The organism is Allobosea sp. P4_C6 (assembly GCF_056402015.1).
Genome location: NZ_JBFUIF010000071.1, coordinates 1 through 11,564 on the forward strand (window position 1 = coordinate 1; position 11,564 = coordinate 11,564).

Annotated in this window: 9 protein-coding genes, 1 tRNA gene and 2 pseudogenes; 6 read left to right on the forward strand and 6 right to left on the reverse strand. The window is 64.0% G+C overall.

The genetic code is table 11. The annotated features are described in order from the left end of the window. Window positions 1-62: 62 nt before the first annotated feature. The 3 genes from AC1DVA_RS24750 to apaG all read right to left on the reverse strand — a co-directional run bounded on the left by AC1DVA_RS24750 (window position 63) and on the right by apaG (window position 2,677). Window positions 63-800, reverse strand: coding sequence for an outer membrane protein (locus AC1DVA_RS24750; RefSeq protein ID WP_476807622.1), 738 nt, complete (start codon window positions 798-800; stop codon window positions 63-65). A gap of 294 nt (window positions 801-1,094) precedes the next feature. After that, window positions 1,095-2,243, reverse strand: coding sequence for an acetylornithine deacetylase (gene argE, locus AC1DVA_RS24755; RefSeq protein WP_476807630.1), 1,149 nt, complete (start codon window positions 2,241-2,243; stop codon window positions 1,095-1,097). A 41-nt stretch (window positions 2,244-2,284) separates the two neighbouring features. Continuing rightward, complete coding sequence (gene apaG, locus AC1DVA_RS24760; protein ID WP_476807623.1) at window positions 2,285-2,677, reverse strand: Co2+/Mg2+ efflux protein ApaG; 393 nt, start codon at window positions 2,675-2,677, stop codon at window positions 2,285-2,287. Window positions 2,678-2,873: 196 nt separating this feature from the next. On the opposite strand from apaG, the gene AC1DVA_RS24765 reads away from it, so the two are divergent. The 5 genes from AC1DVA_RS24765 to AC1DVA_RS24785 all read left to right on the forward strand — a co-directional run bounded on the left by AC1DVA_RS24765 (window position 2,874) and on the right by AC1DVA_RS24785 (window position 8,725). Beyond that, window positions 2,874-3,962, forward strand: a complete 1,089-nt coding sequence (locus AC1DVA_RS24765; protein ID WP_476807624.1) for a 2'-deoxycytidine 5'-triphosphate deaminase — start codon at window positions 2,874-2,876, stop codon at window positions 3,960-3,962. Between the two features lie 147 nt (window positions 3,963-4,109). Beyond that, a tRNA-Gly gene (locus AC1DVA_RS24770) sits at window positions 4,110-4,184 on the forward strand. 1,922 nt (window positions 4,185-6,106) lie between these two features. Then, on the forward strand, window positions 6,107-6,622 hold the full coding sequence (locus tag AC1DVA_RS24775; RefSeq protein WP_476807625.1) for a hypothetical protein: 516 nt from the start codon (window positions 6,107-6,109) through the stop codon (window positions 6,620-6,622). Window positions 6,623-7,059: 437 nt separating this feature from the next. Further along, complete coding sequence (locus tag AC1DVA_RS24780) at window positions 7,060-7,752, forward strand: autotransporter outer membrane beta-barrel domain-containing protein (RefSeq protein ID WP_476807626.1); 693 nt, start codon at window positions 7,060-7,062, stop codon at window positions 7,750-7,752. Beyond that, window positions 7,730-8,725, forward strand: a complete 996-nt coding sequence (locus AC1DVA_RS24785) for a sensor histidine kinase (protein WP_476807627.1) — start codon at window positions 7,730-7,732, stop codon at window positions 8,723-8,725. Before AC1DVA_RS24780 ends, AC1DVA_RS24785 begins: the two co-directional genes overlap by 23 nt. Window positions 8,726-8,787: 62 nt before the next feature. On the opposite strand, the pseudogene istB reads toward AC1DVA_RS24785, so the two are convergent. Next, window positions 8,788-9,514, reverse strand: a pseudogene (istB, locus tag AC1DVA_RS24790) (IS21-like element helper ATPase IstB). Further along, window positions 9,496-11,016, reverse strand: a complete 1,521-nt coding sequence (istA, locus tag AC1DVA_RS24795) for an IS21 family transposase (RefSeq protein WP_476807628.1) — start codon at window positions 11,014-11,016, stop codon at window positions 9,496-9,498. The pseudogene istB and the gene istA overlap by 19 nt, the downstream one beginning before the upstream one ends. A gap of 179 nt (window positions 11,017-11,195) precedes the next feature. On the opposite strand from istA, the pseudogene AC1DVA_RS24800 reads away from it, so the two are divergent. Beyond that, a pseudogene (locus AC1DVA_RS24800) lies at window positions 11,196-11,330 on the forward strand (IS3 family transposase); the annotation flags it as partial. Here AC1DVA_RS24800 and AC1DVA_RS24805 read toward each other — a convergent pair. After that, a partial coding sequence (locus tag AC1DVA_RS24805; protein ID WP_476807629.1) for a hypothetical protein occupies window positions 11,327-11,564 on the reverse strand: 238 nt, incomplete at its 5' end. The pseudogene AC1DVA_RS24800 and the gene AC1DVA_RS24805 overlap by 4 nt on opposite strands.

Below are 11,564 nucleotides of genomic sequence, written 5' to 3' on the forward strand. Positions count from 1 at the left end.
AAACAGCCCGGCGCAAGGCGCGCGCAAGGCGCCGGGCTGCTCGCAGGTCCAAAGCTGTCGCTTCAGAACTTGTAGTTCACGCCGACGCGCACGAGCCCGGCACCGCCGCCGCCATTGCTGACTGCGGTATAGGTTCCGGCCGGGAGCACGCCGCCCGCCGCATTGTCGAAGGATCGGGCGCGCCGGCCCTCGCCGGTATCGACGTAGAGGCCTTCGATCTTGGCCGTCCAGTTGTTGGTGAAGGCGTATTCGACACCGCCGCCGACGGTCCAGCCGGCGTTGCTCGTCGTGTTGCCGGTCAGCGGGTTGGTGTTCAGGCCGCCATAGGCCAGACCGCCSGTGAYGTAGACCAGGGTTCGGTCGAAGGCATAACCGATGCGAGCACGCACAGTGCCGAAATAGGCGCCGTCACCGCCGCCGCGGCCATCCCACCAGGAATAGCGGCCCCAGGCCACGCTACCGCCTGCATCGACATACTGGATGTCGGTCTCGAGGCCGTAGACGATCGCGCCGGACTGCCAGTTATAGCCGATCTGGGCGCCGCCGACGAACCTGCCGTCRCCACCGCCAACRCCGCTCAGGAYGCCGGAAGAGGCGGCCGTCGGTCCGTTGACGCCGATCTCGCCCGAGTCAGCCCAGCCCACGCCGGCGTTGAGACCGACATAAAGACCAGCCCAGGTGAACAGGGGCACGTAGACGGGAGCGGGAGGCGSGGCCTGGCGGCTGGGAAGATCGGCCGCGAAGGCCGAGGTTGCCAGGCAGGTTGCCAGCACAGCAGTGGAAACGAGGCCTAGACGCATAATACTCTCCTAGGGTGATTTCGTCCGCCTAACCGTTGCACATGAAACTTTAAATGCGAAGCTAATTGATGGGTGACGTCGGCGGAGGCACAGGCAATAATCGTTGAGGGTGGCAATTCAGTCACTCTGACGAGACGAGGCAGCGCTCTTCTCTCGACGCGAGGCCTAGATAGATTTCGCTGCTTTCGCCGCCCCCGGCGGAGCCTGAGGTCACCAACATCAATGGCCGCCCTCCGCCGTCGCTCTCCCTATCGGAGAGGGTTTCCCGCGCCTCTTCGGGAGGGAGCGCGCCGTTCAGCCCGCCTGGCACTCGGCCATCAGCTTGCGCATGAAGGTCTCGCCGGCCTGAAGCTGTTCCAGCGTGATGTACTCGTCCGGCTGATGCGCCTGGTCGATCGAGCCGGGCCCGCACACCACGGTTGCCAGCCCGGCCTGCTGGAAATGCCCAGCCTCGGTGGCGTAGGCCACGGCGATGGTGTGGTTGCGTCCCGACAATCGCATGGCGAGCCGCTCGGCCTCGGAGCCCGGCTCGGGCGCCAGCCCCGGAACATCCGACGTCATCACCGTCTCGATCTTCGATGTCGGCGCGGTCGCGCGCATACGCGCCAGCAGCTTGTCCGATGCGGCCGCGAAGCGCGCGGGGCCGGCCTCCGGATCGGACGTCGGGAGCGTGCGGATCTCCCAGAGGATTTCGCTGCGGTCGGCTAGGATGTTGCGGGCGATGCCGCCATGGAACGTGCCGATATGCACCGTGTCATAGGGCGGATCGAAGCGGCCGCTCACGTCCAGTCCCCGTTTCGCGTCTTCGGCCATGTGGTCGAGCTCGGCGGCGAGCAGCGCGCCGGCATGGACGGCGCTGGCGCCGAGCTGCGGCTTGGACGAATGCGCCGCGAAGCCCACGATGCTGGTCTGGAACGTCCGGACTCCCTTGTGCGCGTCGCAGATATCGAGCGAGGTCGGTTCGCCGACGATGACCGCGCGCGGCCGCGGCAACGTCTTGCCCCCGGTCGTCTTGCCCATCGCGGCGATGCCGTCGACCACGCCGAGGCAGGTCACCTCCTCGTCATAGGATAGGAACAGGTGGATCGGCGTCTTCAGGTCGGCAGCAAGGAAATCCGGCACCAGCGCCAGCCCGAGCGCGACGAAGCCCTTCATGTCGACCGCGCCGCGGCCATAGGCGCGTCCATCCTCGACATGCAGTATGAACGGGTCGCGGCTCCAGGCTTGGCCCGTCACCGGCACCACGTCGGTATGGCCCGAGAGTACGACCCCGCCGCGATCCTGCGGGCCAACCGTGGCGAAGAGCGCGGCCTTGTCCCCCGCCGCATTGGGAAAGCGCACGCAGGCGACGCCCCAGCCGGCGAGATAATCCTCGACAAAATCGATCAACGGCAGGTTGGACTTGTCGCTCACCGTGTCGAATGCGACGAGGCGGGCGAGCATCTCGAGCGGCGTGTAGCGCTGCCCGGCTGGCGGGTGGGAGGTCAATGCAAAACCTTTTTCACATAGGGGGAATCAAGCGGGAAAAGCGGCACCTCGACATCGAAGATCGTGCCGTTCTCATCCTGCATGGCGTAGAATCCATGCATCGAACCATCAGGCGTCGCCAGCGGGCAGCCCGAAGTGTAGTTGAAGCTCTCGCCTGGCCGCAGCACGGGCTGCTTGCCGACCACGCCCTCGCCGCGCACCTCATGCACCTCGCCGCGCCCATCGGTGATGAACCAGTGCCGCGTCATCAGCTGCACGGTCTGCGTCGAAAAATTCACGATCTCGATCGAATATGCCCAGAAATAGCGGCTCTGCGCATGCGAGGACTCCCCCTCCATGAAGGACGGCGCCGCGGTCACACGCACGCCACGCGTCTGTGCCTGATACATCGCAAGGCTCCGGCTTTAGCCGTGGCGGCGCGTGCCGCCCTTGTTCTGTTATCGGCCTGCCGGCGGCAGCGTCAATGCTGTCAATGTCGTGATTCTGGCGTGGACAACCGGGCTGCCTTCTCATGCGCCGCGCCCCCGCACTTGGCCTTTCGGAGACGCTTCGCTAGCTATGACCGATTATCCTCGCGGACCTCGCATGCTGCCCTTCAAGCCCGGCATTCAGCCAGACAGCTTCATTCGCGCCTTCATCGAGCAGGGCGCGATCACGCTCGCGCACCCGCCGGCCGAGGGGCAGATCCAGCCGGCGAGCCTCGATTTGCGCTTGGGCGCGCGCGCCTACCGCGTCCGCGCCAGCTTCCTGCCCGGCCCCGAGCGCACGGTGCGCAGCCGCATCGAGGATCTATCGCTCCACGAGATCGACCTGACGCGCGGCGCGGTACTGGAGACCGATTGCGTCTACATCGCCGAGCTGATGGAAGGGCTCAGGCTGCCCAAGGGCTTGCGCGCCGCCGCCAATCCGAAGAGCTCCACCGGCCGCCTCGATGTCTTCACCCGTGTCATCACCGACCGGGGCCGGGAATTCGACCTGGTCGAGGACGGTTATGAAGGGCCGCTCTTCATCGAGATTTCGCCGCGCACCTTCCCGGTGCTGGTCCGTTCCGGCTCGCGGCTCTCACAAATCCGCTTCCGCTCCGGCGAGGCGCGGCTCGACGATCGGGCTCTGGGCGAGGTCCACGCCCGCGAGACGCTGGTCAGTGCCGCCGATCCGTCGTTCCAGGGTGGTGTTGCCGTCAGCGTCGATMTCTCCGGCTTCGACGGGCTGCTCGGCTATCGTGGCAAGCATCACACCGCGCTGATCGATGTCGATCGTGTCGGTGCCTATCGGGCCGCCGAGTTCTGGGAGCCGATCCCGGATGACGGCTCGGGCAGCATGATCCTCGATCCCGGCCAGTTCTACATTCTGGCCTCCAAGGAGGCCGTGCATGTTCCGCCGGACTATGCTGCCGAGATGACGCCGTTCGACGCGCTTGTCGGCGAATTCCGCGTGCATTATGCCGGCTTCTTCGACCCCGGCTTCGGCCACAGCGCCGCCGGCGGCAGAGGCGCGCGCGCCGTGCTCGAGGTTCGCTCCCGGGACGTCCCCTTCATCATCGAGGACGGTCAGATCGTCGGCCGCCTCGTCTACGAGACCATGGCGGCGAGACCCGACGCGCTCTATGGCGCCGGCCTGAAGTCGAATTATCAGGGTCAAGCCCTCAAGCTCTCCAAGCATTTCAAGGGCTGAGCAAGCCTTTTTGCGGTGTGTTGCAGGTGGAAGCCTAGCGGTTGCTCGGGCGGTCGGAGTCGGCCGCAATTCCAGGATGACACCCGTTCGCAGACTCGCTATGAACGCAGGCCTGCCACGGAGCTGCTTCGCAGCGTCATGCGGCATGCGGGCGTAGTTCAGTGGTAGAACGTCAGCTTCCCAAGCTGAATGTCGTCGGTTCGATCCCGATCGCCCGCTCCAGTCTTTTCGAGGGTTTGGCCGCCACCCGGGACTAATGGGGGACTAATGAGCGGCTAGGTCGCCAGCGGGCTCCTTGGCGCTTTCGACAACATTTTCGATGCTCCGATGCAAACCAAGTTAAGTGCTACGAAACTGACGACAGCAATCGTCGTCGTCTCCACTCTTCCAGTTGGGGCGGTTGCTGCGGGCCCGCGCATCGACGATCGAGCGGTTCTATGGCATGAGAATCGTGCTAGCTGACACCCTTACGGAGCCCAGACCATGCGCCGGCTCGGATCAATTTCCTTAATTTGTTTCGCCCTCTCGAGCTGCGTCAGCATGGAGCAAAGAGTTGCAAATGCGCGCGCGCGTTTCGCCGGGCAACCGATTTCTGAAAGAATTTCCGCGCTCGGGCCTCCCGAGACGGTAGTCAGGATAAATCCCCGACAGGTCGCATATACCTGGGCGGCTAGCGAAACGGCGTCGCGTGGCGGCAATGTAACGTATAGCCCGAATTATTTCGGTGGCGTTTACGCTAATCGATCGCCAGTCACCGTGAGCACGACCACTTGCCGAGGAACTTACGTTGTGTCGGCCCCGAGCGATGCGACGCCTCTATATGAGAGAAAAATCGAAGACGTTTCGTTCGCCTGCCACTAAGGCGTGGGCCGCGTGCGATCCACCTGACGAACGACAGCGGCAAGCAACCGGGACCGGGGCTGACCGCTTAAACGGGCGACTGGCGTGGCAATCACTGCGACGTGCGCTTATCCACCGCGAGCACGACCTGATCGTCAGTCGCCTGGCCTCGCCCCGCTTCGCCCTCAGCCTTTGATGGGCGACAAGGTCGGGCCAGCACATGTAGCCCGGCCTGGTCGTCATGTTGCCCGGTGAGTATTTCGCTGCTCTTCTGGGGTACGTTCTGCCGTCAGCGCGTTGCGAAGACGCGGCGAAGCGCGGGACCCTTGAAAATTATTTTCCGAGAACAACAGAGAGCATCCATGAAGATAACAAAGACCGCCCTCGCGATTTTCGCTGCTGCCAGCTTCATGATCGGGGCGGAGCCTGCCGAGGCACAGGCTTGGCGAGACTGCGTTCCGGGTTCGATTGGTCCCGGAGGATGTGACTCGATTGGGCCCGGCGGCGGACGTTCCATAGGTCCCGGCGGTGGTCTTTCAATTGGTCCGGGTGGCGGTCTTTCGATTGGACCGGGTGGTGGACAATCTATCGGACCTGGTGGTGGTAGATCGATCGGGCCGGGGGGAGGCCTTTCCGTAAATCGCCGGCCAGGAAGGGGGTTGGACACCGAGGCGCTGGAGCACGGCCGTGTTCGTCCATTCGGTTCGGGAAGCGGCTCGCTAAATGATGATGAGGACAACGATTAGCGGGAAGCTGATGCCAAGAATGTCGCGCGAGGCTACCGGCCTCAGGGTCGGCCTCGCTTGTGCGTGAGATTTTCTGGCGGCTCGGTCCGCGGAACGGCGTCCCAGGACATGATTGGCGTGATAGGAAGCTTATGAAGCCCAAAGGCACCCTCGGACCAAAAGTTCCTACCTGGACCACACCACCAGCGGAGGCACTCGATGTTGGGGCAAAGATAGGGATACTCGGAAATTTGGCGGACTGCGGCTTCGCCTAATTGAGCGTTCGCCTGCAGACGGTGAGTGAGATCTGCATTATCCGCCTAAGACGCCGGTGTCGGGAGCCCTGAAGCCGCCCTTGGCTCTCGCAGCGGTAGCTCAGTGCTACAGCCGTCTCAAGCCTCGTCCACTCGCGCGGGTGGCGGACTTGGGCGCACATGAGGCGCACCGCAGCGGAAGCAACGGAAAATCATCAACTCCAACCCAAGGTTGGGTGCGAAACCGCTACGTTCAGTGGTTCAGTTGCGATTGGGATTGAGGTTCGGAAGCTCGGCAACATTCAGGAACTTGGCGGTTACGACAATGACGCAGACAAAGGCGACCCCATCCTCGTCCAACAGAAGCGGCGACACTCATCTGGTCTACACGGACAAACGCGGCAACGTGATCCCCGACGAGCGCTTCGAGAACGATTTCGGCGCGACAGGCCTGAGGGCGCTGAGCGAGGAGGCTCGCGCCGTCTACGAGGTCGAGACAGAGAGGCTACGCGGAATTCGATGCGTGGTCGCAGCCTGTTTGGCCTTCGGCCTGCTATCTCCGACCACTGCTCGCGCAACGATGCCGCCGCTCACAGAGAAGCCAACCTCCCCCACAATTGCTTCGTGTCTCAAGTGGGCGGATGTCCAAGATGATGATGCCATCTACATGTGGGGCATTCAGGAAAGCGGCAAATCGTCACGAGATGTAGCAGTGCTTCGCCTCGCGCTTTCGTGCCTGGGCGACAAGCCCCCAGAAATCGTAGGTTTTGGCTCAAGCGTCGGGTTTGACACAGCATACTGCAAAAAGCATCGAAACGCGCAGGTCTGCAAGAAGCACTAACACGTCTCGCCATCTATGATTGGCATAGGCACAGCGGCTCGTCGATAACGTGGCGAGGTCCGGGGATCATGACCGTGGCTCCCGGTGCATGGCGAGGGTGACCCCTTGCCGTCGTCGGACGCCGCTTCTCGCTGCGAGAGCACGGGCGGACGCAGCGCCCCGCAACAGGATAGCCGGAGCCGAAGCGAATGGCGCAGCGTAGCCGGACCACCCGACGTGCTGCTGACGCTGACGCCGAAGCCGCTTCTGCAGATTATGACGGCGACACCGGGCGTGTCGGCGCCGCGCAATGCGGCGTCCGTCGCCTCGGCCATTGACGGCGGTGGCCAACCGCGCCGATCCCTCGGCGCTGTCTGGCATCTACAACCTGCCGGCGGCGACGCTCCCGGCGGCGGTGAACAGCCTCTCGGGCGAGGTCCATACCGCCCGCACCCGCCATGGCCCATGCCGCCTCCGACCAGTTCCTGCGCATGATGCTCGACGGCGCGGGCGCAGGCCGGCTTGCGGGCGCAGCCAGCGGCCCCGGCGGTGCGGCGGGCTTCACCGCCGATCTGCCATCGAAGCAGGATGGTCCGGGCCGCCCCACCTTAGACCCGGCGCGCTTCTCGCTCTGGGGCGCGACCTTTGGTTCAACCGGTCGCAATGACGGCGACCGGGCCACGGGCTCCGCCAACCGCAACCTCTCCGACGGCCATGTCGCCGTTGGTGCCGATATCCGGCTCGGCACCAACACCGTCGCGGGTGTCGCGGTCGCCGGCGGCCAGTCGCGCGCCTCGCTCTCGGGCGGGCTCGGCAAGGCGGAAGCGGACGTATTCCAGGCCGGCCTCTATGGCCGCACCATGATCGGCACGCTGAACCTCGGTGCGGCATTGGGCTATTCGAGGCTCGACACCGACACCACCCGCGCCATCCCGGCCCTCGGCCGCTCCGTCGAGCGGCCGCTCTCGGGCGAACACCTGACCACCGCTCTCGACCCAGTCGTCGGATGTTCCGACGCCTTTCAGAACGCGACATTGGTCCCCGCAAGGTGTAGCGTACCGGAAGGGTCGCCTGTTCCTTGGCTCTCGAGAGCGCGCTTGCGTTCCAGATGGGGCTACCGTTCGGGCCATGTTAGATTTTCGAAAGATTGAAGACGCCCAGACACTCGCGCAAGCGATCGTCAACACTATCCCCGAGCCATTTGTCGCGCTCGACGCCGAGTTTCGCGTGCTGGCCGCCAGCGTGTCGTTCTACAACACCTTCAAGGTCGATCCCGAGCAGACGCGCGGACGCCTGCTTTATTCGCTCGGCGACGGCCAATGGGACATTCCCGCCCTTCGCGTGCTTCTTGAGACGATCATTCCCCAGCACGCCGCCATGGACGGCTTCGAAGTCGAGCACGACTTTCCCAATCTGGGCCGCAGGACGATGCTGCTGAATGCCCGTCAGGTGGTCTACGAAGACAGCGCGAAGCGGACGATCCTTCTCGCATTCATGGATGTCACGGCCCGCCGGTTGATCGAGCGGGACAAGGAACGGCTGCTCGAGCAGACCAAGGAGTTGCTGCGGCAGAAGGACATTCTCCTGCAGGAAATGCAGCACCGCGTCGCCAACAGCCTGCAGATCATCGCGAGCATTCTCCTGCTGAAAGCACGGGTGGTCCTGTCGGAGGAAACGCGCCAGCATCTCAACGATGCCCATCAGCGGGTGTTGTCGGTCGCCGAGGTGCAGCGGCATCTGTACACATCCGAAGGGATCGACCAAGTGGAGGTCAGCTCGTACCTGAACAAGCTCTGCAACAGCCTGGCCTCCTCGATGATCGGCGAAAGCCAGCCAATCGTCGTCTCGGTGACGGCGCATGCGGGCATGATCGGGTCAGACAAGGCGGTTAGCATCGGCCTAATCGTCACCGAACTCCTCATCAACGCGATCAAATACGCGTTTCCGTCGGCCAGGACCGACGCCAAAATCGACGTGACCTACGAGATCGATGGCACGGATTGGGAACTGACCGTTTCCGACAATGGCACCGGGTGTCAAATCGCTTTGAAGGGCAGCCCCCTTATCGCGTTGAAGGCTGCCCCCCTGAAGCTTGCACCGGGGTGCCGAGATCGCCCCGGCTGAGCTGGTCGGGATTGCTGGCCGGGGCGATTTCGGCGTCCAGCTCGCGATGATCTTGAAAGCCTTCAGGCGCGGTTCTTGAAGCGCCAACTCTCGTTTCCGGTTTCGATGATGTCGCAGTGATGCGTGAGCCGATCCAACATCGCAGTCGTCATCTTGGCGTCGGCGAATATCTGGGGCCAGTCGGCGAAGGCGAGATTGGTGGTGATGATGATCGAGGTATTCTCGTAGAGCTTGCTGATCAGGTGGAAGAGCAACTGGGCGCCGGCCTGGCTGAAGGGCAGATAGCCAAGCTCGTATGACAACGAGATCCTGGCGCAGCAGGGCTTCGACAATGCGTCCGCTCTTGCCGGCGGCCTTCTCCTGTTCGAGCTGATTGACCAGGTCGACAAGGTTGAAGAAGCGGCCGCGGGCGCGCTCCCGGATGACAGCGGCGGCGATCGCGATGGCGAGATGGGTCTTTCCCGTTCCAGTGCCGCCGATCAGGATGAGATTGCGCCTGGCGTCGATGAACTCGCCGGCAGCGAGCTCGCGGATGTGTCCCTCGTCCACCGGCGTGTCGTCGAAGATGAAGGCATCGAGATCCTTCAGCACAGGGAATCTGGCGCCGCTGATGCGATAGTTGATTGAACGCGACTGGCGATGGGTCAGCTCCGCGCGGATCAGGCTTGCCAGCAGGGGATAGATCTCTTCGCGACGGTTCAGGCCTTTGCCGGCGATCTCGTCGAAGCTGGCKCGCATGCCGTAGAGCTTGAGGCTGGTCATCGCCTCGATCAATTGGTGACGTTCCATGGGGCGGCTTCCCTTCTCTTGCGCAGGTTGTCGTATCGGGCGCAGTCGGCGACCGGCTCGGTCTTGAGCCTGAGGGCGTCGGATGTGGTGATGCTGGCTGGAACGGGCGGTTGGCGACGGCGCGCCAGGATCGCCATGACGACGTCGCCACTGGCGATCCCTGCTGCGAGCGCCTCGGAGCAGGCGTCCGCCACAGCGACAATGCCATCTTCGGGGACGCGGCCGAGGATCTTCACAAACTGGCGGTCGCCATCGGCGTGACGCCGCAGCTTCTCTCGCACCGCGGTAAGCGGCGCCGGCAAATCCCAGTCCTTGAACGGTGCGCCGTTACGTAGAGCACCCGGCTTGCGCATCAGCACCGGCAGATAGTGCCAGGGATCATAGACGACCTGATCGCGCTTGAAGCAGCGGGGGTGGTCGGCGACTGTCTCGCCGTCGAATAGCACGACGATCCGGTCTGCATAGGCGCGCACCAGCACGGCACGGCCGGCAGCCCGGGCATCGACGCTGTACTTGTTGCGATCATGCGTGATCAGGCAGGTCGTGGTCGCCCGCATCGGCTTCTCGACGAAGCCTGCGAAGGGGCCCAGATACGGCATCAGCCGCGCCTTCTCCTCTTCGAAGACCTCGATGACAGACCGCTCGCGGAACTCGGGATTCTTCGCCCGCCGGGCATAGGCGACACATTGGTCGGCGAGCCAGGCGTTCAACTCGTCGAGCGTCTTCACCTTCGGTCGCGGGCGGAACAGCAGATCGCGGATCGTGCCGACCTGGTTCTCGATCTGGCCCTTCTCCCAGCCTGCTGCCAGCGTGCAGGCCACCGGCTCGACGAGATGATGCGAGCACATCTGCAGAAAGCGCCGGTTGTACTCCCGGGCGCGGCCGACGAAGACGGTCTCCACCGCCGTCTTCATGTTGTCGTAGATGCCGCGCCGACAGACCCCGCCATAGAAGGCGAAGGCCTTGTCATGCGCGTCGAAGACCATCTCCTGCGTCTCGCGGAAGTAGGCGCGCACGATCGGCATCCGGCTATAAGCCAGTCGCATCTGGGCGACGACCACGGGCAGTCCGTGGAGTTCGATTGCCTCGTGGCTCCAGTCGAACTGATAGGCCTCGCCGGGATCGAAGCGCAGCGGAATGAAAGCCTGCGCCGGCAGCCGGGCGCGATCGGCACGCCAGGCCTTCACGAAGCGATGGACGCTGTCGTGCGCGCCATCATAGCCGCGCCCGCGCAGTTCCTCGAACAGCCGGATCGTTGAGCGTCGCTCGCGCCGGGGCAGCCGGTCTTCGGCCTCGAGGATCGCCGTCAGCGTATCGACCCAGGCTCCCAGCTTCCGACGCGGCTGGACCTCGCGCTTGTACGCGAACTCGGTCGCCCCGGAGCGAAGCACCTTGCGGACCGTGTCGCGCGCGACGCCGAGTTCCCGCGCGATCCGCTTGATCCCCTTGCCGTTCTGGAAATGCTCGAAGCGGATCCGCGCGATCGTCTCCACACCCGTCATCCCCGGATCCCTCCGAAAAGACGGAAGGATCAGCCGCAACCGATAACAGGGGGCTAACCTTCAAAGCGATAACCGCCCCTCACGGGGCCAACATTGCAGGCGATCTCACACAAACCACGGATGAAACCGATAGAGAACTTCGCGGAACTCGGTTCCGTGGGTGTTCTCAAGCCTTGTTGTACAACACCCTGCGCCCGCACTCCTCGTTGGGCTACCGGCCACCAGCACCGCGCACTATCGTGTGGCCGGCTGCGCAAACCCAACACGCCTCGCCGGCCACCTCAACCGTGGCCGCCAAGCCCACAATGCATTAGCAGGCTGTTGAAGAAGGCGCGGCTGGGCAGAGCGGTACCGGCAGCGTTCGGATGATTGATGGCGCTTGGTGAGCGCGATCAGCGTCGTTGGCCTCGGCCCGGGCGTCGCGCGGCTTCGATGATGATCGTTGCGGGGGCGTGTCGGTGATCTCGCTCATGCCGGTGTCGCCAACAGCTTCGGCAGGCGGACGAGGTTGTAGGCTGCTGCGGCGAAGGTGAAGGCCCATCCGACCC

What these genes read in the sequence shown, in the direction of transcription:
- argE (WP_476807630.1), bottom strand. Translation starts at nt 2,243, where the DNA reads ATGCTCGCCCGCCTCGTCGCATTCGACACGGTGAGCGACAAGTCCAAC.
- apaG (WP_476807623.1), bottom strand. Translation starts at nt 2,677, where the DNA reads ATGTATCAGGCACAGACGCGTGGCGTGCGTGTGACCGCGGCGCCGTCC.
- AC1DVA_RS24775 (WP_476807625.1), top strand. Translation starts at nt 6,107, where the DNA reads ATGACGCAGACAAAGGCGACCCCATCCTCGTCCAACAGAAGCGGCGAC.
- AC1DVA_RS24780 (WP_476807626.1), top strand. Translation starts at nt 7,060, where the DNA reads ATGGCCCATGCCGCCTCCGACCAGTTCCTGCGCATGATGCTCGACGGC.
- AC1DVA_RS24785 (WP_476807627.1), top strand. Translation starts at nt 7,730, where the DNA reads ATGTTAGATTTTCGAAAGATTGAAGACGCCCAGACACTCGCGCAAGCG.
- istA (WP_476807628.1), bottom strand. Translation starts at nt 11,016, where the DNA reads ATGACGGGTGTGGAGACGATCGCGCGGATCCGCTTCGAGCATTTCCAG.